Below are 25,630 nucleotides of genomic sequence, written 5' to 3' on the forward strand. Positions count from 1 at the left end.
GAAAGAGAAAACAGATTACAGCAGAAACAGAAGATATAACAGTGTTATTTTTTACACAAGTAAGGAAAGGTAAAGAGTAGAAAGTTTAAAGAAGAAGAGATTTAAAAAGAATTAAAATCTGTTGTTTTTAGCCCTAAACTTGTTAAAACTGTGTTAATTATTATCTTAGTATAGAGAGATGTAAAAAATCTTTACTAATTTTGCACCCAAATAATCACTAACAATGTCTTTTTATAAAACAAGAATGAAAAATATCACTAAAATCCTATTAGCTATAACATTTTTCTTAATCTCTTTTGAGGAGATAGAAGCACAGGTGCAATCTTGTAATGCTATGCCTGAACCTGTGAGTTACACACAGGTTGGAACTCCAACTAATAAGAAAGTAACAGAGTTTACTACTATTAGAGGGGTACGGGTTGAGCGTGTTTTAGAAGCAGGAAATCGAAGTATAGATAATATTCAGTATGCTACTGATGATAATACACCTGATGAAACCTATTGTGGTAAAGATCGTAAAACAACTTTTAAAGGTGGAAATAAGAAGTATCCCTTTATGGACTCTAATAAGGTAAGCAAAATTACCTATAAGTTTAGTAAGCCGGTAAATGATATTGAGGTTTTCTTAGCTGCTTTTGGGTATAATGGGGAACGAGAATGGTGGAAACAGAATAAACCTCACAAAGATGTTGTAAAATTCACCGTGAACAATGGGGAAATAAACTTAGCCTTACGTTCTAGTTGTACAGCTGGTGCAGTTACTATTTCAGGAGCTGAAGTATCTTCTGAAGATAAAAAAACTACAGACGCAAAAGTTGGTATTTCCTCTTCTGCACCTTTTACAGAACTTACTTTAGAATTTTTAGAACCTTCTGGACAAACAGGTGGTTATGGTTTCTTTGTGGAAATTTGTCTAGCATCTATTGTTACACCTATAGAAAGTAGTTCTTGTACTCCACCCACTATAGGAGATCCATTTAATAGTTTTCCTAATCAAACAGTTTCTGTCGCAGGAATGACTGTTACTCGAAAAGCAGATAGTGGTGTTAATAAATCTGTTTCTTTTCCTGGCTCTCATTGTGGTTCAACTAAAACATATCCAAGCAAAGATCCTTTGCTGAAAGATAGTAAGAAAATAGTGTATGAGTTTAGTACTCCTGTTAAAAGTGCAGAGATTTTCTTACTTGCCTTTGGTGATAATACACAAGTTAATTCCTTCGATAAAGCAAAATTTGAAGTAAATGGAGGAGGTGCTATCTCTCTTTCTAAAAGTTATGATTGTAATCCTATAGTATCTACGATCAATAATAACGTAGTAGAGAGTGTTAGTAATAGAAAACTCACTACTGATGTGGGTATAAAAGTAACTTCGAGCAAGCCGTTTAGTAAAATTACGATTACTGATGTGGGAAGTACAGGATTGGGCTATTTGGTGGCTCTTTGTCCTACTTCTATCGTCAAAGCTACTGATGATGATATTTTTACAATAGATAAAACTCTTACTGCACAAAGCGTATGTGAGGACACTATGACAGGAGTTCCTCCTTCTTATGAAGCACAAGCTACTTCAAAATTCAATGGAGGTTCCTTTAAATATGAGTTACAAGCTAAGAAAAGTGGAAGCAGTTCTTGGCTAACTATTGCAACACAAGATAATAAAACAAGTGGTACTAATATTAATTTTGTAGAAGCTAATTTAGGTACATTACCTTATGATCAAGCTAATATCAGGGTTAAGTACACTTATAAAAATCCTTCTGAGTTCTCTGAAGAGATTGTGCGTTACTCCAATGTAGCTACCTTAACTGTAAGTGAAGCAAAAGTAACAAAACTTACAGCTACTCCTCTTTCTATTACACAAGGAATTACTACCAATGTAGCGTATAGAATAGAAGGAACTTCTAATGCTACAGTTACTTACCAAGTAAATGGAGGTACACCTCAAACAGTGGGGCTTAACAATTCAGGGGTAGCAACCGTAACCCTCCCTACTTCACAAGCTACTACTTTTAAAATAACACGTGTACAAAAAGGAGCTTGTAATATTACTCAAAATAAACAAGTACAAGTAACAGCAGCTTTTAATAATGCTGTTTGTACAACTAAGCCTAATAGCTTGTTTGCAACTACTAATGATGCTACTTATACTATTAATAATATTACTGTTACTCGTAGCTATGTAGGTGGAACAACACCTAATAACTTCTTAACAAGTAGTTTAAACGATCCAACTGAATATTGTTCTGTATATCCTGCTAATTCTAATTATCCTTGGTTGCAAAAAGCAAATAATAGAATTACTTCTGTTACTTATAAATTTAGCCAACCTGTGAATAATGTAGAGGTATGGCTCTTGATAATGGGAAAAGGAGCAGTAGGTACTGTTGATAAAGCTAAATTCAGTATCAACGCAGGTTGCGGAAATCCTACTCTGAGTTTAGTAGCTGATTGTAAAGGTACAGCTACGATTAATGGAACTACTGTAAGTGAAAATAATCTCATAGGTACAGATTTAGCAGTAAAAGTAACTGCCACTAAACCTTTTACTGAACTTACCATTACCGATGATAATAGTACTGCTGGAGGTTTCTTAGTAGAACTTTGTCCTGCTTCAATCAAAAAGCAAGGTACTGGTAATACCGATGCGGTAACCATTACTACGCAACTTACCGCTACAACTACTGCTTGTGTTGGGTTTACCACTACCCTTACTACACAAGCTACTTTAGCCAGTCCTTTCAGTGGTAGTCTCAGTTACCAATGGCAAAAGTCTACTAACAATGGTACTACGTGGAGCGATATAAGCGGACAAAGTGGTAGTGCAACTTCAGGTGCTAATGTCACCTATAGCTTTACGCCTACTACTTCTGATAACAATGCGCTATACCGTGTAGCATATACTTATACCCACGCCGGTAGTTTCTGTGGAACGATGTCGCTTACTACTAATGCTACTAAATTAGTAGCTAATGCAGTATCTTCAGTAATTACAGTAAATGCACCTGCTTATACTGATGTAGCTGTATGTGCAAGTGCTACTGGCACTACTACTATTACCGCTAAGGCAACCGTTAATGCAGGTATGGGAGGCTCAAAGGTTACTTATCAGTTACAATATCGCCCTACAGCTACCGGTACTTGGGTAGATCGCGCTACTCAGAAACATACGCTTGTAGCAGGTGGAGCAGAAAGAATACTTACAATAGAGAATGTAGCTTCTAACACAGGTTATTACCGTGTGAAGTATACCTCCGATGCCTCAGTATGTGGCGGTGGAGAAAGCTATTCTAATATATTTAAATTTACGGCTCTCACTGTTACCGATGTGCTTACTATCAACCCTACTACTTATCCTGATAAAGTAGTATGTACAGATGCTAGCTTTACTATCAATGCGCAAGCTACAGTAGCTACAGGTACTATAGCTAATGATGGAAGTGGTAATAAATTCGCTTATGAATTGCAGTACAAAGCCGATAATTCTGCCAATTGGGTAACCTATGTGCTCCCTAATGGAGGAGCTGCTCAAATCTATAGCAATAATAGAAAAGTAGGGGCTACTCGTGTCTTTACTATTAATACTGCCAATGTGGCTAATGGTGGTAAGTTCAGAGTGCGCTATGCTGTAGACCTCATAGGTTTATGTGATGATATCTCTGCATACTCTGGTGAATTTACCGTTACTAAAGCTTCAGTACTCAATAACATTACTGAGTTTTATGCTACTCCTGCAACACTCAATGAAACTGGGGCTACCAATGTAGTATATACTATTAAAGGCGTTCCAGGTACGCAGTTGCTACACAAATTCAATAATGGTACAGCTACAGCTGCCTCTATACCACCAGGAGGAGTTTTAACAATATCTAAACCAGGACAAACTGCTACGGCTACCTTGGCAATTACACAAGTAGCCAACGGTACTTGTACCCTCACTACTAACTATTTAGTAGAAGTAGGTAAAGCAGGAGGAGCTTGTACTAGCTTCCCATCACCTCAGTTTGCTAAAACAGCTACTGCAGCAGCACAAATAGGGGGACTAACAGTAAACAGAACTATTACAGGAACTCCACAGTTTTTTGACGCCTATACTTATGATTCAGGACAGATGTGCCAAAGCACTATATTGGCAGGCTATCCTATAATGAAAGGTGGACAAGCAACTATTAAGTATACATTTAGCAAACCTGTAACCTCTGTACAAGTATGGCTTTCAGGTTTCGGTGGTAACCCTAGTGTTGCCAATGCCGATAGCGTAACCTTTGCAGTAAACTGTGGTGGCACAGTAGCAGTAAACGCAGTAGGTTGTGGTACCGATGCTGGAAAACTCACCGTAGTTGGTGGAAAAGTATCACACCAAGCCAATGTGTATACTCAAGCAAAAGTAGTCGTAACCTCTGATAAACCGTTCACCGAACTCACCCTTACCGACCCTGATAACAGTAGCGCCGGTGGGTATGTAGTAGAATTGTGCCCTACTTCTATAGCGTCTACTACCCTCAGTGTAACTACTAACCCAGTACCTCAAACAGTTTGTAAAGGCGAAACTGTTACCCTCACAGCGGTAGCTTCTGTAAGAAATACTAATTATCAATGGCAACAACAAGTGGGCGGTGGTGCTTGGACGAATATAGGTTCAGCGGTAGCTACTAACAATGGTACGGCTACTCTTACGCTCAATACTAATAATAGTCCGTATAACCAAACAGCTTCTTATCGTGTGGTATTTACCATCACTTGTGGCAATACTATCACAAGTACAGTTGCTGTGATAACTGTACACACTGCAGCGGCAATGCCAACAGTAAGCAGTACTACTACGCTTTGCCCTACAGCAAATAGTAATATTGTATCGTTTGATAATTATGTAACCCCTGCAGTAGGTACTACCTTGCGTTGGTATGCTACCCCTACAGCTACTGCAAGCACTACTGTAGCTCCTACTATCAATACGAATGTAACTACTCGTACTACTACAACAGCCTATGTACGAGCTATCAATAACAACGGCTGTACTAGTGGGCTCGTAACCGTTACCCTTACAGTGAACGATACCACACCACCTACTTTCGATGCTCCATCTGCTTTGAATATATTGTGTAACTCAACTACAGCTACTACAGCTATCAACACTTGGCTCGGTACGGCTACTGCCACCGATGCTTGTGGTGCAATAGCAACTATTACAAATAACTATAATGCCCCAGCTGACTTTTGTACTGTACCTGGTGGCGTTATCACAGTTACCTTTGTAGCAAAAGATACCTTTGGTAATGTAACTACTAAAACATCAACTATTAAGTTAGCAGCTACACCTCTTACAGTAGCAAGCGATACCTTTACGGTAGGTAACGGAGTAACAACCCAAACAGCGGGTAATATCCTTACCAACGACAATTTAGGAGGCAATACTCCAACAGCAGGCCCAACAGGTAGCGTAACCATCACTGTGGTTACCCCAGCAACGCCGATAGGAGGAGGTAAAACCCCAACCTTAGATGTAAACACAGGTATAGTAACTGTACCAGCAGGAACTAAGTCAGGCACATATACCATTACTTATAAAGAGTGTGAAAGCTTGAACCCAAGCAGCAACTGCCAAACACAAACAGTAGTAATCAGCGTAGGTTCAGCTAGTCTTACAGTAGTGCCAGAAACACTTACAGTAACGCCAAGCACCAGCACTCAAACAACGCCAAGCATTTTCGATAACGATAGCATAGGCGGAGTAACAACGCCAACAGCAGGCCCTGGTGGTAATGTAACAATGACGGTTCATAATCCAAGTGGTAGCAAAGTACCAACAATGGATCCAAACACAGGTAAAGTAACCGTACCGGGCAATACCCCAGCAGGTAACTATACAATTACGTATAACTACTGTGAAGTGTTGAACCCAACTAACTGTACAGGAACGCGCACTGTAGTGGTAACTGTAGGTGCAGCAACCCTTACAGTAGCAAGCGATACCTTTACGGTAGGTAACGGAGTAACAACCCAAACAGCGGGTAATATCCTTACCAACGACAATTTAGGAGGCAATACCCCAACAGCAGGCCCAACAGGTAGCGTAACCATCACTGTGGTTACCCCAGCAACGCCGATAGGAGGAGGTAAAACCCCAACCTTAGATGTAAACACAGGTATAGTAACTGTACCAGCAGGAACTAAGTCAGGCACATATACCATTACTTATAAAGAGTGTGAAAGTTTGAACCCAAGCAGCAACTGCCAAACACAAACAGTAGTAATCAGCGTAGGTTCAGCCAGCCTTACAGTAGTGCCAGAAACACTTACAGTAACGCCAAGCACCAGCACTCAAACAACGCCAAGCATTTTCGATAACGATAGCATAGGCGGAGTAACAACGCCAACAGCAGGCCCTGGTGGTAATGTAACAATGACGGTTCATAATCCAAGTGGTAGCAAAGTACCAACAATGGATCCAAACACAGGTAAAGTAACCGTACCGGGCAATACCCCAGCAGGTAACTATACAATTACGTATAACTACTGCGAAGTGTTGAACCCAACCAACTGTACAGGAACGCGCACTGTAGTAGTGACTGTAGGAGCAGCAACCCTTACAGTAGCAAGCGATACCTTTACGGTAGGTAACGGAGTAACAACCCAAACAGCGGGTAATATCCTTACCAACGACAATTTAGGAGGCAATACTCCAACAGCAGGCCCAACAGGTAGCGTAACCATCACTGTGGTTACCCCAGCAACGCCGATAGGAGGAGGTAAAACCCCAACCTTAGATGTAAACACAGGTATAGTAACTGTACCAGCAGGAACTAAGTCAGGCACATATACCATTACTTATAAAGAGTGTGAAAGCTTGAACCCAAGCAGTAACTGCCAAACACAAACAGTAGTAATCAGCGTAGGTTCAGCTAGTCTTACAGTAGTGCCAGAAACACTTACAGTAACGCCAAGCACCAGCACTCAAACAACGCCAAGCATTTTCGATAACGATAGCATAGGCGGAGTAACAACGCCAACAGCAGGCCCTGGTGGTAATGTAACAATGACGGTTCATAATCCAAGTGGTAGCAAAGTACCGACGATGGATCCAAACACAGGTAAAGTAACCGTACCGGGCAATACCCCAGCAGGTAACTATACAATTACGTATAACTACTGCGAAGTGTTGAACCCAACCAACTGTACAGGAACGCGCACTGTAGTAGTGACTGTAGGAGCAGCAACCCTTACAGTAGCAAGCGATACCTTTACGGTAGGTAACGGAGTAACAACCCAAACAGCGGGTAATATCCTTACCAACGACAATTTAGGAGGCAATACTCCAACAGCAGGCCCAACAGGTAGCGTAACCATCACTGTGGTTACCCCAGCAACGCCGATAGGAGGAGGTAAAACCCCAACCTTAGATGTAAACACAGGTATAGTAACTGTACCAGCAGGAACTAAGTCAGGCACATATACCATTACTTATAAAGAGTGTGAAAGCTTGAACCCAAGCAGCAACTGCCAAACACAAACAGTAGTAATCAGCGTAGGTTCAGCCAGTCTTACAGTAGTGCCAGAAACACTTACAGTAACGCCAAGCACCAGCACTCAAACAACGCCAAGCATTTTCGATAACGATAGCATAGGCGGAGTAACAACGCCAACAGCAGGCCCTGGTGGTAATGTAACAATGACGGTTCATAATCCAAGTGGTAGCAAAGTACCAACAATGGATCCAAACACAGGTAAAGTAACCGTACCGGGCAATACCCCAGCAGGTAACTATACAATTACGTATAACTACTGCGAAGTGTTGAACCCAACCAACTGTACAGGAACGCGCACTGTAGTAGTAACTGTAGGTGCAGCAACTCTTACAGTAGCAAGCGATACCTTTACTGTAGGTAACGGAGTAACAACCCAAACAGCGGGTAATATCCTTACCAACGACAATTTAGGAGGCAATACTCCAACAGCAGGCCCAACAGGTAGCGTAACCATCACTGTGGTTACCCCAGCAACGCCGATAGGAGGAGGTAAAACCCCAACCTTAGATGTAAACACAGGTATAGTAACTGTACCAGCAGGAACTAAGTCAGGCACATATACCATTACTTATAAAGAGTGTGAAAGCTTGAACCCAAGCAGCAACTGCCAAACACAAACAGTAGTAATCAGCGTAGGTTCAGCCAGTCTTACAGTAGTGCCAGAAACACTTACAGTAACGCCAAGCACCAGCACTCAAACAACGCCAAGCATTTTCGATAACGATAGCATAGGCGGAGTAACAACGCCAACAGCAGGCCCTGGTGGTAATGTAACAATGACGGTTCATAATCCAAGTGGTAGCAAAGTACCAACAATGGATCCAAACACAGGTAAAGTAACCGTACCGGGTAATACCCCAGCAGGTAACTATACAATTACGTATAACTACTGCGAAGTGTTGAACCCAACTAACTGTACAGGAACACGCACTGTAGTGGTAACTGTAGGTGCCCCTGAATTAGTAGTACCTTCTAAAGTATATCCTTTAGCACCAGGAACTACTTCAACAGAAACTGTAATAGATACGGCAACTTTAGGTGGAAACCCAGTAAGTTCAACAGCTGTAACTATAGCAGTAGTAACTCCAGCAACAAGCTTAGGAGGTACACCTACACCTACTTTAAACACCACTACAGGTAAGATAACTGTACCAACAGGTACTAAGTCAGGTACTTATAATATAGTATACAGAGTGTGTGAAGTATTGAATCCTTCTAACTGTAAAACAGCAACCGCTACAGTAGTAGTAGGCGAGGTTCCAGTAATTACACCAGATAATTTACCAATAGTACCATCAACACCTACAAGTACAACAACCCGTACAATAGGTAATATATTGACAAACGATACAGTAGGTACTCAGTCAGCAACGGCAGGTACTGGTGGAAATGTAACTATTACTATAACAAGTCCTATCACACCTAATACACCAGTGATAGATCCAACTACAGGTAATGTACAAATACCACCTACCACACCTCCAGGTGTATATACTATCACTTATGATGTATGTACAACAGCTACACCTGTAGCTTGTACAAGTGGTACCCTTACAGTTACTGTAAGTCAGCCATCACCTATTATCCGTCCTGAAAACCTTACAGTAACGCAAACAGGTACTAGTACAACACCAAGTATCTTGAACAATGATGATATAGTGAAACCAGACGGTACCACTACTTCTGCAACAGGAAGTAATGTAACTATTACCAATGTAGTAGTAACACCAGGTGCAGCACCTGGAGCTCCTACTCCTACATTGAATCCTGATGGTACTATTACAGTCCCAGGCACATTGCTTCCAGGAGTCTACACAATTACTTACGATGTTTGTACAACAGCAACACCAAGTACTTGTGTAAGTGGTACAACAGTACTCACTGTATCACCTACAGCAACAGCCACACCTACAGCAGGTGATAATACTTACGATGTGCCAACAAGTGGTACAGCAACAGTAGTAGGAACTATATTGAGTAATGATACTGTCGATGGAGTTGCATCAGCAACAGCTACTAATGTAACAGTAAGTGTAACTACTGCGCCAACAGGTACAGGAGTACCTACAATAGGAAGCAACGGTTCGGTAACGGTACCAGCTAATGCAATCCCAGGAGTTTACACATATACATATCATATCTGTTCAGTAGCAACACCTACAGCTTGCAGTACAGAAGCAACAGTGACAGTAACGGTGAGACAACCCGTACCAATATTGCCAAACAACAATATGGTATACACCGATACAACCACAACTACAGCTGGAAATATCACCACAGGAGGAACTGTAGGAACTCAATCAGTTACTACAGGCCCAACAGGTAACGTTACTATCACCGTAGTAACTCCAGCAACGCCACAAGTACCAGGAGGAACCGTTCCAACCTTGAATCCTGATGGAACAGTAACCGTTCCAACCGGCACAGCAAGCGGTACATACACTATTACTTATCAAGTATGTACAACGGCAACCCCTACAAGTTGTGTAACAGGTGTAGTAACAATCACTGTATCACCTACAACAGTAACTCCTACAGTATTGCCAGTAGCGGTAGACGATAGGGTTTCTACAGCGTTGAATACTCCTGTAAATATTGCCGTGTTAGCGAACGATACCCTCAACGGAGCGACTACTCCTAATGTAGTAACTCAACCTGCAAACGGTACAGTAGTTGTAAATGTCGATAATACGGTAGAATACAGACCTCACACAGGCTTTGTAGGAACCGATACTTTTGTGTATGAAATTTGTAACTCAGCAGGCTGTAGCAGTGCTACTGTAACGGTTGATATAGTGAATAAGCTCATACCTTACAACGGTATGTCAGTAAATGGCGACGGTAAAAACGACCACTTCCATATTGGTGGTATAGAAAACTATCCGAACAATGTGGTACGTATCTACAACCGTTGGGGCGTGAAAGTATTTGAGGTAAGTGGCTACGACAACGTAACCCGCGTGTTTAGAGGAATCTCCGACGCCCGTGCAACCGTCGAAGCTGCCGATAAACTCCCACAAGGTACTTATTATTATGTGATTGAATACTACGATCAGAATAATAATAAACAATCTGAAGTAGGCTGGTTATATATCAAAAAATAGTACTTTTATAATAAACTAAAAAGGGCTGTCCAGAAACTCTCTGGCAGTCCTTTTTGTTTTTAAGCCTATTTCCTCATTTTCTTTACCTTTAACTCCCCAAACTTCTATTACTCTTCTTCACCTGCTCGTATGGCACGCACCGTCTTACCGCCGCCACAATTCCCCTTTAAAGAAAGTCCATATTCGTCATTCGTCACTGGTCATTCGTCATTTCTTCTCTTTTCCCTCATATTCTCCCCTAGTGCCTATGGCCTAAGGCCTAGTACCTTTCCCCTTTCTTTCGCCTCGAAACCTCTTTTTTAACATTTTTAGCGCTGTTGTATTATATTATGAATCAACTATTTATATACCTTTTCTATACCAATCGTCCAAGATTCGTATAAGCTTCCTATAAGCTCTCTATAAGCTACCCCCACCCTTCTCATAGCCTTTTTTCACCAAAATTCCTCTCAGCTCTCTTTCGTTCTCCTCCGCTATATTTCGAACTCCTCAACCCTTCACATTTGCTAATTTTCTCATTTCCTAATTTGCTAATCTTTTCCCTGCCCGTGTGGCTCACACTTCTTATTGTTAATTAAAAAATGTTTCGTACCTTTGTCGCCATAAAAGTATATAACCAATGAAAAAAACATTATTATTAGCCATAGGTCTTACACTTATCTTTCTTTCTTGTAAAAAAGACAACAATGATGAAACTACCCCTGGCGGTGCTTTTCCTAAAACAATAGTAGAGGAAACTATTGGTAGTATAGGCACTGTTAAAACCACTGAAACCTATACGTTAAGTGGTAATAAAATTACTGCTTTTGAAAGAAAAGTAGTCGATAACGGTACCCCCACTACTGATGAAGTCTATACCATCACTTATAACGGCGAGTTGATAACTGCTATCAGTATTAAAAGTAATTCTCAAAGCAACAGAAACTATACCTATAACTTTACTTATAACGGAAATCACTTACAATCAATTGTCCGTAATGATAACGCTCAAAAGATAAGTTATGAATATGCCAATGGTAAGATATCCAAAAAAACTACTGAAAGTGGTAGTGAAATAAATAAATATAGCTACACTTATGATAAAAACAAAATAACAATAATAGCTCATAGCTCATTCGCTGGTTTTAACGACTATTATATTTATTCCCTCAATCCCGATGGTACAGTAGCTTCTCTTGAAAAAGCAACTTATGTAGGGGCTGTTCCTGACCAAAATACCAAAGGCACTTGTACTTACCAATACGATAATAAACCGAATATCTATCAGCGAGACCTCTTTAAATATTTAGCTGAAATAGAGTTGATAAGTAATTACAACTACTATGGCGATTATTACAGAGACCCTCTTATAAGAACCGCCGCTCACAATGTAATTTCTTATACTAAAAACCTCCATAATAACACCCAAGCTGACTATAAAGATTTAGAGAATGCCACTCGTACTTTTAGCTATCAATGGAATAGCAACAATACACCTAAGTCCGCTGAATATAAGAAAAACAACGCTCATAAAGCTACCTATACCTATACTTATTAGAAAAGCTAATCGCTGATGTTTATAGATTACCTCCTTTCGGCAGTGCTTATGCTTATCACCTTTGCGATAGGCAGTTCGTTGCGCTTCTCCGATTTCGAAAACATATTCAAAAAATCAAAGCCCTTGTACTTAGGGCTTTTCTTGCAGATGGTCTTCTTGCCTATCTGTGCTTTTATCATTGCCGAGTTTTCTAATTTACCCCCTGCCGAAAAAGTAGGACTCATCATCGTATCAATATGTCCTGGAGGTACTACCTCCAATTTCATTAGTTATCTCATCAAAGCCGATACCGCTTTGGCAGTAGCTCTTACCGCTATCAATAGCTTGCTCATACTGTTTACCATTCCGGTGTTGTCTAATTGGGCAGTAGGAGTTTTTATGGGGGGTCATACCGAAGTGTCGCTCCCTATATTCAATATGGTCTGGGAAGTAGCCAAAATCATTATAATACCAGCTTTGTTGGGCTTATTCTTCAACCGGTTTTTCCCTAATGTATCTCTTAAAATCCGTTTTCCTTTAAAAGTAACAAACACCATATTGTTGGGAATTGTATTCTTCATCAAGTTTTTCGGTGATAAACAATCAGGAGGAAGTGGTATTTCAGTAGATGAAATATTCCGACTCTTGCCTGCTACGCTTCTAATGCACCTCAGCGCGATGACACTTAGTTATTTTATAGCTCTGAAATCTTTTAAATTACCGGGTGTACAAGCAACGACTATCAGTATAGAAGTAGGTCTACAAAACACTGCTTTGGCGATATTGGTAGCAGGTACCCTTATGGGCAATACCGATATGACCAAACCTGCCCTTGTGTATGCCATATTCTCCTTTTTCACCACTTTTATCTTTGCCCTTATTACCATCAGAATTAGAAGATAACAGCAATTTAATAATTGACAATTAACAATTAAAAAAGCGCGATGTTTAAATAGTAAACATCGCGCTTTTTTATCTTTTACCTTTTATTCACATACCCAGCTGTAAGCCCTCGCTGGCTTTACCTTTTATCTTTTACCTTTTATCTTTTACCTTATTAAATCTTGCTTGCCAACAAATAAATCACTGCCATTCGTATAGCTACTCCATTTTCTACTTGTTGTAAAATAATCGATTGGGAGCTATCAGCTACTTCGCTGGTAATTTCTACCCCTCGATTGATAGGTCCTGGGTGCATAATCACTATTTCTTTATCGAGGCTATCCAATAGCTCTTTGGTGAGTCCGTATTGTTGTACATATTCACGGGTGGAAGGAAAATAACTGATGTCGAGTCGTTCGTTTTGGATACGCAACATATTAGCCACATCACACCAGCTCAAAGCCTTGCGCAAATTGGTTTCTACCTTCACGTCCAATTTATGAATGTATTTAGGAATAAGTGTTTGAGGTCCGCATAGCATCACTTCAGCTCCTTGCTTGTGGAGTGCAAAGATGTTCGAAAGTGCCACGCGCGAGTGTAGTATATCCCCCACTATCACTACTTTTTTACCTACTACATCTCCCAAGCGTTCGCGTATAGAATACGAGTCTAAAAGTGCTTGTGTAGGGTGTTCGTGAGCTCCATCGCCAGCGTTTACAATTGAGGCTTTCACGTGTTGTGAGAGGAAGACTCCCGCACCTGGGTTCGGGTGACGCATCACTACCATATCCACTTTCATCGAGAGGATATTGTTCACGGTATCTACTAAGGTTTCCCCTTTGGCTACCGATGATTGAGAAGCCGAAAAGTTAATCACATCGGCAGAAAGACGTTTTTCTGCCAATTCAAAGGAAAGACGAGTGCGCGTACTATTCTCGAAGAAGAGATTGGCAATAGTAATATCGCGCAACGAAGGCACTTTTTTAATAGGACGGTTAATAACCTCTTTGAAGTGGTCAGCTGTTTCAAATATTAACTGTATATCCTTTTCGGTGATATACTTAATGCCCAACAGGTGATTAACGCTCAATGCACTCATTTCTTTTTCTTTTTAAGTGGTTGTGCAAAAGTACAAAATAATTACAAACTACGAGTTACGATTGAAGATTTTTTTAGCTGTTAGCCGTCAGCAGTCAAAATAGAAATTAACTAATTGTCTACTCCGATAATCCCAAATCCTCCATTGCCATTTCTTCGTCGTCGTGAGTATCTTCTGTCTTTTTAGCAACTATTTTCTCCATTCTGCGGTCATTGAGATGATATTTTGCAAATAGAGCGTCTAAATCATCTAAAAAAGATTTAGTAATCGCCACCTTTAGATTACCATTTTCCATATTTAGGTGAATATTTTCATTGTGATGGTGCACAACAAAGTAAATAGAATGTTTCCCTTTGTGCTTTTGTAGTAAATCTTTGTATTTTGCAATCAAATCTTGGTTAATCTCCTCTATATTCACGTGTAAAGTAAGTTTTTTAGAGAGGGTTTCCATCACATCTTGCAACTGCATCATCTGTAGAAACTGTATTCGAGGTTCGCCTCTTTGGTTGGTTTCTCTATTGAGAAATCCTTCTACCACCTTAAATTTGATATACAAAAACGCCCCTGGTACCATATATTTCTGATAGTTCAAATAATCATCTCCAAAGAGTTTAAACTCGTAGGAGCCGTCGTAATCCTCAAGAGTAAAAAAGCCGTAACCTTTTCCGTTCTTAGCCGTACGATGTTGCAGGTCAGCTACCATACCCGCTACAGTGAGTTCACGGTTAATAAAAGGTTGTAAGTCTTGCAATTCCGATAGACTGATATTGCAAAAGTTTTGTAACTCGTGCTTAAAATCGTCGAGCGGGTGCCCTGAGATATAGATACCTACCACCTCCTTCTCACGGCGCAACTGCTCGAGGTTACCCCACGTTTCACATTTAGGCACAGCAGGTTCAGGGATATCTACTTCACTCTCACCACCAAACAGACTCATTTGGGCGGAGTTCTTACTCTCTTGGTATTTAGTACCAAAACGAATGGCTTTTTCGAGGAATGGAATACCATCGGCTTCAGCGTGGAAGTACTGAGCACGGTGTACATTGGTGAACGAGTCAAAACCTCCTGCCAAAGCGATACTTTCAAAGGCTTTTTTATTGATACTCTTATAATCTACGCGTTTTGCCAAATCGAAAATAGAGGTATAAGGGCGCTCTTGGCGTTGTTCAACAATCGTATCGACAGCTGCTTTTCCTACCCCTTTCACAGCTCCCATCCCGAAGCGTATATCACCGTTTTTATTTACGGTAAATTTATACAACGATTCATTCACATCAGGAGGTAACACCTTGATACCCATTCGGTGGCACTCTTCTAGGAAGAAAGTAATCGTTTTGATGTCGTTCATATTGTTAGAGAGTACCGCCGCCATATACTCGGCAGGGTAATTGGCTTTTAGGTAGGCAGTTTGGTAACCTACCCACGCATAGCAGGTAGAGTGCGATTTATTGAACGCATAAGCGGCAAACTTCTCCCAGTCTGCCCATATCTTTTCGAGTTTTTGAGCGTCGTGCCCTTTTTCGGAGGCTTGGGTAATGAACTTAGGTTTCATCTTGGCTAACACGGCTATTTGTTTCTTACCCATCGCCTTACGGAGCACGTCGGCTTCACCTTTGGTAAAACCTGCTAATTTCTGCGATAGTAACATCACCTGTTCTTGATATACAGTAATTCCATAAGTTTCTTTGAGGTATTCCTCCATATCGGGGAGATCGTACTCAATGGGCTCAATACCGTGTTTCCGCTTGATAAAGCTCGGTATATATTCCAATGGGCCTGGACGATAAAGAGCATTCATCGCTATCAGGTCGGCAAAGACGGTAGGTTTAAGCTCTCGCATATATTTCTGCATACCAGTGGACTCGTACTGGAAAATCCCGACCGTCTCACCACGCTGGAAGAGTTCGTAAGTCTTTTTATCGTCGAGCGGGAAAGCCTCTGCATCCAGCTCTATATTATGTGTTTGTTTGATATTTTCAATAGTGTCTTTGATAAGTGTGAGGGTACTGAGCCCCAAGAAGTCCATTTTCAGCAACCCTGCGCTCTCTACTACCGAGTTATCGAACTGAGTCACAAATAGGTCGGAATCTTTGGCTAAAGCTACCGGCACAAAGTTGGTGATATCATCGGGGGTGATAATTACCCCACAAGCGTGGATACCCGTATTGCGCACCGAACCTTCAATAATATTTGCCTGCTGAATGGTTTGGGTACTCTCCTCCTCCCCTTCTCCTGCTAAAAGGCGTTTCAGTTCGTCTACTTTTGGCAGTTCTTCACTGCGCACTTTTTCTTTGAGGGTTTTATCGTCCCAACCGAACATCTTCCCTAAAGATGACACCCCATTAGGCACTAAGCCCGCTAATCTATTCGACTCTTGTAGAGGTACATCTAATACACGAGCCGTATCTTTGATAGCCGATTTGGCAGCCATTTTACCATAAGTGATAATCCGCGCTACCTGACTCTCGCCATACTTATCAATCACATAGTTGATGACATCTTGGCGGCCCGAGTCCTCAAAGTCGATATCAATATCGGGCATTGACACACGGTCGGGGTTGAGGAAACGCTCAAAGAGGAGGTCGTACTTAATTGGGTCCATATTGGTAATATCCAAACAGAACGCCACTGCCGAACCCGCAGCCGAACCCCGTCCAGGGCCTACTGATACGTTCATACGTCGCGCTGCTGCGATAAAGTCTTGCACAATAAGGAAGTACCCTGGGTAACCCGTTTTTTCGATAATAGAAAGCTCGAAATCCAAACGCTCGCGCACCTCATCGGTAATTTCGGGGTATTTGCGTTTAGCCCCTTCATAAGTAAGATGGCGCAAATAATTGTTTTCACCTTTTTTGCCCGTAGGGTCGTCTTCCACCTGAAATTCTTCGGGGATATCAAACTTAGGCAAGAGGATATCACGTGCCAAGCCGTAGGGTTCTACCTTATCGATAATTTCTTGAATATTGAGAATTGCCTCAGGAATATCCTTGAAGAGCGCCTTCATTTCGGCTGAAGTTTTGAAATAATACTCATTGTTAGGCATCCCAAAACGATAGCCACGACCGCGACCGATAGGTGTTTTCTGTTTTTCGCCATCCTTCACACACAACAGAATATCGTGGGCATTAGCATCTTTTTTATGTAGATAGAAAGTATTGTTAGTAGCAATGAGTTTCACCCCATATTTTTTGGAAAACTCTACAAGGGTTTCGTTTACGCGATTTTCATCTTCTTGGTTATGGCGCATCATCTCTAAATAGAAGTCGTCGCCGAATTGCTCTTTCCACCACAAGAGCGCCTCTTCCGCCTGCTTGGTACCAATGTTTAATATTTTAGACGGCACTTCGCCGTTCATACCTCCAGAAAGCACTATTAAATCGCTTTTATACTGCTCTACAATCGCTTTGTCGATACGAGGTACATAGTAAAACCCTTTGGTAGAAGCAATAGAAGCCATCTTGGTAAGATTGTGATAGCCCTGTTTGTTTTTAGCTAAAATCACCACTTGGTAGCCGTTGTCTTGTCGGCTTCTATCTAAGTGATTTTCGCAGATATTGAACTCACAACCTATAATAGGCTTGATGAGTGTTTCGGTAGGGGTTTCGCCCTTTTCTTCAGCCTCTTTGTTTTTAGCTTCCGCCTCTTTGTTATGTCCTTGTACGGCTTGCACAAAGTGGAAGGCAGCCATCATATTGCCGCTATCGGTAAGAGCCACGGCAGGCATCTTCTCTTTGGCAGTAATTTTTACGAGGTCTTTTATAGACGTAGTAGATTGTAATATAGAGTGTTGTGTATGGTTGTGCAGGTGAGCAAACACCGCATTTTCTAACAATGAAGCATCGGCGTGAGGTTCTGTAGTTTGCGCAGTGCTACTGCTTTTTCGCAAGGCATCGGAAGCCTCTTTGAGGTTCACGTGCTTGAGTCCGATAAGCCCTATAGGTGAGGTGTGATGCCCTTGAAATTCTTTGATATAGTCGCTACTGAAAGTACCTTCTTGGAAGCCTTCACCACGACGTATCAATTCAAAGAAACAGCGTGTAGTTGCTTCCACGTCGGCAGTGGCATTGTGCGCCTCGGCAAAGGGTACGCCAAAGAGGAAAGAGTGCAACTCGGTGAGGGTAGGCAACTTATAACGACCTCCTTTTCCACCAGCTATCTGGCAGAGATTGGCAGTTGCCTCAGTACAAGTGTCGATTACAGGCATCTGCGTAAGCGGACTCTCCACCCCATAGCGGTAAAACTCAGCCCCCATAATATTGATATCAAAGCCGATGTTTTGTCCCACCACATATTGCGCCTTGCTGAGTGCTTCGTTGAAAGCTTTGAACACCTCAGCGATAGGCACTCCTTGTGCTTCTGCTAATTGGGTAGAAATACCGTGTACTTTTTCGGCATCATAAGGCACATCGAAGCCATCGGGCTTTATCAAAAAGTCCTGATGCTCAATGAGCTCGCCCCACTGGTCGTGCAATTGCCAAGCAATCTGCACGGCACGAGGCCAGTTGTCACTATCGGTAAGGGGGGCATCCCAACGGCGGGGCAACCCCGTAGTTTCAGTATCGAATATTAAGTACATTTTTTAGGTAAAGCCAGCGTTAGCTGGATATGTATGTAAGAGTTTTATTGAGATTTAAAGTGAGAGGGCAAAGATACAAAACAATTCACAATTAGCAATTAACCATTGATAATTTTAACACAACGCCCATTCCACCATCAAGTGCAATTTTTCAGATTACTTTCTGATAGAATAAATCTTTAGGTTTTTCAAAATCTAATACTTTTCTTGGACTCAGATTCACCTTAGCTTCACTCCCCCATAGTTCATTGCCCGTTATATCGTATAAAACTTGTATAAGCTAACCGTAATATCCAAATCCACCAATCTACTAATAATTTATCTGTGTGACTTACAATGTTTTCTCTTCGCTCAAACCCTTTTTTACTCTACACTATTAAATCTTAATTTTTACCTTAAAAAATACTCTTTGGCACGGTTGTTGTACTATTTATAACCGTAAAAACAAACTTATATTTTTAATTTTTTATACTATGAAAAAGTTTTTAACATTTGTATTTTTAGCATTTTTTGGTGTAATGGCTTATGCCCAAGACGCTGAGATTTCTTTTAAATCTGAAGAAATTGATTACGGTAACATCAAACAAGGTGCAGACGGTGTGCGTGTGTTCGAGTTTACTAACACTGGTAAAGCACCCCTCGTAATTACTAACGTAGCTTCTTCTTGCGGTTGTACCGTTCCTTCTTGGACAAACCAACCCGTAGCACCAGGAGCTAAAGGAAAAATTGAAGTAAAATACGATACTAATCGTGTTGGACCTATCAGCAAAACTATTACTGTTACCTCCAATGCCAAATCAAGCCCTGTAAAAGGCTTACGTATCAGAGGAAATGTTCAATAATCCATAACTATTTATATTTTAATTTACTCCTTAGTCGCCTGCGCTTCTTTCCTTTGCAGGCGACTTTTTTGGTGTTAAACTTTTGTAAAAATGCAAATAGTAAGCATATTTTCCTTATCTTTGCACCCTATAAGAAAACTAAATAATTTAACAGATATGAAATTACACACACTCACTTTGTTCGCTGGGCTATTCATAGCTCAAGTGTCATTTGCTCAAGTAGACGAAATGGGAACTATGACCGATACCACTACTCCGGTAGTTGCTCCCGCTCCTGTTGAAGCTACTCAAGCTCAGTCTCAAGCAGAACTTAAAGCTCAAAAAGAGCAGTTAAAGGCTCAACAAAAATTACAAAAAGAGCAGGAAAAGGCTGTGAAAGCTGAACAAAAAGCCGCTAAGGAGCAAGAAAAAGCCGCTAAAGAACAACAAAAAGCTGCTGCTCGTGCTAAAAAGAACCAAGAACGCTTGTCCAAAGCTAACTCTGAGGTTTCTAAAATAGAGGCTAAAATTACCAAAGCTAAAACTGATTTAGCTAAGGAACAAAACAAGTATAATTTAAAGAAAGCCAAAGGAGCTCTGTCTCCTCAAGACGATGCTAAGTTCAAGGGAAGAATCCTCAATAAAGAACAAAAGATTAACAGCTTGAATCTCGACCTTATCAAGGCTAAAGAAAAAGTAAACAAATACCAAATGGCAACTTAGTCATTGTTTTATTTTTTAAAATTACATAAGGAAACCGAGTTACGAAAATAACTCGGTTTTTATATTTCCTGATGTAACTTACATTAAAACTCTGCACTTTGTGGTGTGCGTGGGTAAGGTATCACATCACGGATATTGGTCATTCCAGTAGCAAAGAGTACCAAGCGCTCAAAGCCTAAACCAAAGCCACTGTGTACTGCTGTACCGAACTTACGGAGGTCTAAATACCACCAAAGAGTTGCCTCGTCCATATGAAGGTCGGCTATTTTTTGTTTGAGCACATCGTAACGTTCTTCACGTTGTGAGCCTCCTACAATTTCACCTATTCCTGGGAAGAGAATATCCATCGCGCGCACCGTTTTACCGTCTTCATTTAAGCGCATATAAAACGCTTTGATATTTGCTGGATAGTCGTACAGAATTACAGGGCACTCAAAGTGTTTTTCCACCAAATAGCGTTCGTGTTCGCTTTGCAAATCTACACCCCATTCGTTTACAGGGTATTGAAATTTCTTCTTTTTATTGTGATTGCTATTCTTTAAAATATCTATCGCTTCAGTATAGCTCACCCTCTTAAACCGATTGTGAATTACAAATTCAAGTTTTTCGATGAGTGACATTGTGCTACGCTCGTTCTGTGGTTTAGTCTTCTCTTCTTCTAAAAATCTTTTGTTCAAGAACTCAAGGTCGTCACGACGTACTTCCAAGGTATATTGCAATACGTATTTAATAAAATCTTCCGCCAAATTCATATTGTCGATAAGGTCATAGAACGCCATTTCGGGCTCTATCATCCAGAACTCAGCTAAGTGACGTGAGGTATTGGAGTTTTCAGCACGGAAAGTAGGTCCAAAGGTGTAAATCTTACCAAGCGCCATCGCAAAAGTCTCACCTTCTAACTGACCTGATACGGTAAGGTTTGTCTCCCTACCGAAGAAGTCTTTCTTGTAGTCTACTTCGCCGTTTTCATTAAGTGGTGGATTTTTAGCATCTAAGGTCGTTACACGAAACATCTCTCCAGCCCCTTCGGCATCACTACCCGTGATAATAGGGGTATTCACGTAGAAAAAACCATTGTCTTGAAAGTATTTGTGAATAGCAAAAGCTAAAGTAGAACGCACGCGCATCACCGCACTAAAAGTACTAGAGCGCACGCGTAAGTGAGCGTTTTCTCTCAAGAATTCAAGTGAGTGTTTTTTAGGTTGGATAGGGTATTCTTCAGGGTTGCTATCGCCTAATATACTGATGTTACTTGCTTGTAACTCTACGTTTTGCCCTTTACCTTGACTCTCCACAAGTCGTCCTTTTACTTCAATAGCTGCTCCCGTGGTAATGCGTTTAAGCAATTCAGGGTCGGTATTTTCAAAATCTACTACTACTTGTAAATTGTCGATTGTAGAACCATCGTTCAGGGCAATAAAGCGGTTGCTGCGGAAGGTGCGCACCCAACCTTTAAGGGTGATTTCTCCTTGTATGTTTTTTCCGTCTTGTAATAATTTTTTAATAGAATACATAACGCGTCTTATTTCTTATCTAATTCTGACGGCAAAAGTAATAACTTTTCAATAAATAACAAAGGAGTTTGGCTAAATCTCTAATTGTTTTTCACTTCTTACACTGTTCTGTCATAAACTTTTCATAGGTTTCCATCGTCTTACTTTCGCCTTAGGTTAGCTATTCTTTCGCTCATCTTTCAAACAGCTCTTAATTATTAAACTCTTCTCTTTCCTATAAAAACTTTTCAAGCCTTACTTCCCTTTTGCTAATTCTCAAATCTGCTAATTACATCTACTCGCGTGGCTTGTGTCTTTTACCTATAAAAAAGTTTTTTTAACTTGCAGTATAAATTCTTTGTTGTATATTTGTAGCATTAAAATCGAGTATTTATTGTTTTATAAAGATGGAAGAATTCAAGCAAAATACCCCAAACGACTGGTCGTTTATTCACAATAGGCAATATAACGATAACAACGTAAATAACAATCTCATAGGTCTGGTGGGGTTCATAACGTCTGTAGTGGCAATATTCCTCGTATTGCTCCCTATTGTGAACATTATCATATGGCTCACCGGATTGATATTATCTATTATCGGAATGAGCAAGAAGCCTAAAACATTAGCCGTCGCAGGGCTTATTATTTCAGTAGTAACTTCATTGGTGCTCATAGTCATTATTGCTTGTATCGTGTTCATAGCCACTAATTCCCAATAGGTTTTCTCCCCCTTTTATCTTTTACCCCTACCTTTTACCTAACTAAAATTGGAAGTAAATAAACGGCTGAATATCGGTAGAATAAGCCTGATAGCAAATAAGCACTACTACTAAGGCTATCGCTATTTTCACAGCGTAATGGCTCTCGGCAAACACGTGTTCCACATAGTCTTTCCAATGCTGTGGTAGCCAATGGGTAATATAACCAATCAAGATAACGCCTAATGGAATATTGTTATGCCTAATCACTTCGGTAGCAGTATCCCAACTCATATTGTTCGCCACTTGTGCGAACCATAAGTTTATACTCTCCATATCATTACCTCGGAAGAATATGCGTGTAAAGGTAATAAAAGCAAAGGTAAAGGCTATCTTCCAAGCGCGAGTAATCCACAGCTTACTTTGCTCGTACGGACTCACCTTGCGCCAATACTTATAAGCTACCACACCCAAACCGTTCAATCCACCCCATATAACAAACTTCCACGAAGCTCCGTGCCACAATCCTCCAATGAGCATCGTGAGCATAATGTTGATATTGGTAGTCAAGTAACGCTCAAAAGGTTTGTAATAAAAAGCTACTACCGCACCTGCTATCAGCAATCCCCCTGTGATAAAAGTAAAGGCGAGGTTACCAATCGCTACTACCAATATCACTACAAAAAGCAAGGAAAACACAAAAGTTCCTAAGGTGCTATTGCGGTTACCTCCTAACGGAATGTACAAATAGTCCTTCAACCAAGTAGAAAGCGAGATGTGCCAGCGTTTCCAAAAGTCTCCACAGTTCAAAGCCTTATAAGGTGAATTGAAGTTTACAGGCAAATGGAAGCCCATCAATAGCGCTACCCCTATGGCTATATCGGTATAGCCAGAAAAATCACCGTATATTTGGAGCGAGTAACCTATCAGAGCTAATAAGTTAGAAAAGCCCGAGTGCATTTCAGGAGCATCAAATACCTTATCCAAAAAGTGCAACGCAATAAAATCAGCAAATATCATCTTCTTGATAAGTCCTTTAAGGATAAGGAATATCGCCTTATTAAACTCTTCTTTGCTAATCTCTGTTTTTTTGAGAATTTGAGGTACAAACTCTTCTGCACGTACAATAGGACCTGCTACTAACTGAGGGAAGAAACTCACATAAAAACCAAAGTCTAATATCGATTTCAGTGGTGCAACCTTTCTGCGGTAAATATCCACTGTATAGCTAATGGTCTGAAAAGTGTAGAAAGAAATACCTACGGGCAATATAATTTTATCAACTGAAAAGTATCCGTTATAGTCAAACCCGTTTGCCCAATAGGCTAAATAGTTAAAGGTTTGGTGATGAGTGTGAAACAGCGCATTGTAAGTATCAGTAAAGAAATAAGCATACTTAAAATAACTAAGTACCAATAAGTTCACACAAACGCTAATAGTAACCCCTATTTTGCGTCGGCGCTCTTCTTGTTGATTATAGATATAATGCCCTAAATAAAAGTCAGTAACAGTACTAAATACCAATAACAATACAAAAAGCCCACTTGCCTTGTAATAGAAGTAAAAGCTGGCAAGCAACAAAAACAAGTTGCGCACGTGCTTACGCTTATAGATGAGCACAAACACCGCATATACTAAAGCAAAGAATATCCAAAAGTCTATCCGTACAAAAGTAAGTGGGTGAGCCGACTCAAAGGTAAAGAAGTTTTTAAAGAAATCTATCATAGCTATTATTGCACCGTCGCAAGGTCGTTAAGTAGGCATTGGTAAAACACTTCCGAAATTAGTTTAGTCCCTTGTGGCGTAAAGTGTACGTAATCTGAAACAGCCATTCCTTTCTTCACCCACGCTGTCATCGAGTTTTCTCCTCCCATTGCTTCAAAGATACTAAAATAAGCAATCCCATTTTTCAAGGCTTCTTCCTTCATCAGCTTGTTCATTTTCGGTACAAAAGGGTAAGTAATAAGTTGCCCGTTATGCGAAGTTGTCATATCTCCAGGACCTAAAAGCATAAACATTGCATTGGGGTTGGCTCGCTTTACCCATTTGATATTAAATATCAACGCGTTTACATACTCCTGAAGCTGTTGGTCTGTTTTCATATAGGGGATTGTATTTCCTCCGTACTGAAAGATAAATATATCAGGCTTGCGGTCTGCACTCATTTGTCTGAAATGCTCGTAATTCATTCGTGTAAATATACGTCCTGCTTCACCGCGCATCGCTACGTTATCCATTCGCACTCCTGAGGACGCATCAAGAGTAATCCCATAAAAATCCGGACTTACCTTGCCTTCCAATTCCACTTTTAGCTCCTTAGGAGTAGATGCGAAATTGAGCTTATAATTATGGTATTTACCATCTGAGATAAGAGTATCTATTCTTAAAATATTCCCGTCCTGATACACACGTATCTTCACTTTTGCCATCGCATTGCCATAATGCAACCCAAAGCGCGTGTAGTTTCTTAAACGTGCATACGATTTATCCGAAGGCTTAATCGTAAAGCTGGCTTTTGCTACGGGTAAGGCAGTCGTATCAGCAGTATTGCTCACATAATTAGTAAAACGTGAGAAGGTAGAGAACAAACCATACTTATCGTGCGCTACCGTTTTGCGTTGTTTGCGGTCGAAGAAAGCGTAGCGCGTCCAGTTAGGCGAAGCAATAATGTCCACACTGTTCTGGCTATACACTACTTTTATAGGGATAAAACCCGGTCCTCCGCCAGTATATGCCAATTGCAATCGGTTGCGCACATAGCCGGTGATGCGGTCTCCTTCTATTTGCGAATCACCATAATGCACTATTTGGCAGGTAGGCTGACACAGTTTCTCTTTAAGTCTTCTGATATAATCCGTATGATTCCCCGGGTAATATATTTTCCCTTCTATATTAGTTTCCGAAGTTTGTACCGTGTCCTTAACAATAGTATCCTTTTTTGCTAAATTTTCGGTTTTTTCGTCTACAATGGTTTTAGTATCTTTAATAAGTTCGTCTACTTTATTATTTTCCTCTTCCCCTTTAAAGAGCATTCCCAATATATCAGGGGTCGGATAGCGCAACATCGCGTCACCAAACACTATACCCTCCCGCACCATTCCTTTGGCGGTGGTGTGATAACTGCTGAAAAGGGTCATTGTAAAGAGGGCTACTAGCACCCCCACAATAAAGAGTAAGATTTTTTTAGGTTGCATA

The 25,630-nt window shown here is 40.7% G+C and carries 11 protein-coding genes; 6 read left to right on the forward strand and 5 right to left on the reverse strand.

The features are described from left to right. The first annotated feature begins 244 nt into the window (after positions 1–244). From AM608_RS05360 to AM608_RS05370, 3 genes are all read left to right on the forward strand, one after another. Positions 245–10,627, forward strand: coding sequence for a gliding motility-associated C-terminal domain-containing protein (locus tag AM608_RS05360; RefSeq protein WP_157466265.1), 10,383 nt, complete (start codon positions 245–247; stop codon positions 10,625–10,627). A 619-nt stretch (positions 10,628–11,246) separates the two neighbouring features. Next, a complete protein-coding gene (locus AM608_RS05365) occupies positions 11,247–12,164 on the forward strand; it encodes a hypothetical protein (protein ID WP_053581006.1) in 918 nt (305 codons plus the stop codon). Positions 12,165–12,179: 15 nt separating this feature from the next. Beyond that, a complete protein-coding gene (locus AM608_RS05370) occupies positions 12,180–13,046 on the forward strand; it encodes a bile acid:sodium symporter family protein (protein WP_009417426.1) in 867 nt (288 codons plus the stop codon). A 154-nt stretch (positions 13,047–13,200) separates the two neighbouring features. Here AM608_RS05370 and AM608_RS05375 read toward each other — a convergent pair whose 3' ends face one another. Then, a complete protein-coding gene (locus tag AM608_RS05375) occupies positions 13,201–14,124 on the reverse strand; it encodes an aspartate carbamoyltransferase catalytic subunit (RefSeq protein WP_053581007.1) in 924 nt (307 codons plus the stop codon). 118 nt (positions 14,125–14,242) lie between these two features. Then, positions 14,243–18,700 carry a DNA polymerase III subunit alpha gene (gene dnaE, locus AM608_RS05380; RefSeq protein ID WP_053581008.1) on the reverse strand — a complete coding sequence of 1,486 codons (4,458 nt, stop codon included), beginning with the start codon at positions 18,698–18,700 and terminating at the stop codon, positions 14,243–14,245. A gap of 473 nt (positions 18,701–19,173) precedes the next feature. Here dnaE and AM608_RS05385 point away from each other — a divergent pair, with 473 nt between their 5' ends. After that, a complete protein-coding gene (locus tag AM608_RS05385) occupies positions 19,174–19,542 on the forward strand; it encodes a DUF1573 domain-containing protein (RefSeq protein WP_002673576.1) in 369 nt (122 codons plus the stop codon). A 90-nt stretch (positions 19,543–19,632) separates the two neighbouring features. Continuing rightward, positions 19,633–20,244: a hypothetical protein gene (locus AM608_RS05390; protein ID WP_053581009.1), complete on the forward strand. Its 612-nt coding sequence runs from the start codon at positions 19,633–19,635 to the stop codon at positions 20,242–20,244. An 83-nt stretch (positions 20,245–20,327) separates the two neighbouring features. Here the strand turns inward: AM608_RS05390 and asnS are convergent, their stop codons facing one another. Beyond that, on the reverse strand, positions 20,328–21,758 hold the full coding sequence (gene asnS / locus AM608_RS05395; RefSeq protein ID WP_053581010.1) for an asparagine--tRNA ligase: 1,431 nt from the start codon (positions 21,756–21,758) through the stop codon (positions 20,328–20,330). 386 nt (positions 21,759–22,144) lie between these two features. Here asnS and AM608_RS05400 point away from each other — a divergent pair, with 386 nt between their 5' ends. Continuing rightward, positions 22,145–22,456 carry a hypothetical protein gene (locus tag AM608_RS05400; protein WP_053581011.1) on the forward strand — a complete coding sequence of 104 codons (312 nt, stop codon included), beginning with the start codon at positions 22,145–22,147 and terminating at the stop codon, positions 22,454–22,456. 42 nt (positions 22,457–22,498) lie between these two features. On the opposite strand, the gene AM608_RS05405 is transcribed toward AM608_RS05400, so the two are convergent. Together AM608_RS05405 and AM608_RS05410 are read right to left on the reverse strand one after the other, a co-directional pair. After that, entirely contained in the window at positions 22,499–24,160 is a 1,662-nt protein-coding gene (locus AM608_RS05405) for an MBOAT family protein (protein WP_009417436.1), read from the reverse strand. Between the two features lie 5 nt (positions 24,161–24,165). Then, on the reverse strand, positions 24,166–25,629 hold the full coding sequence (locus AM608_RS05410) for a lipase (RefSeq protein WP_053581012.1): 1,464 nt from the start codon (positions 25,627–25,629) through the stop codon (positions 24,166–24,168). Position 25,630: the final 1 nt, after the last annotated feature.

The organism is Capnocytophaga sp. oral taxon 323 (genome assembly GCF_001278825.1).
Taxonomy (GTDB): domain Bacteria; phylum Bacteroidota; class Bacteroidia; order Flavobacteriales; family Flavobacteriaceae; genus Capnocytophaga; species Capnocytophaga ochracea.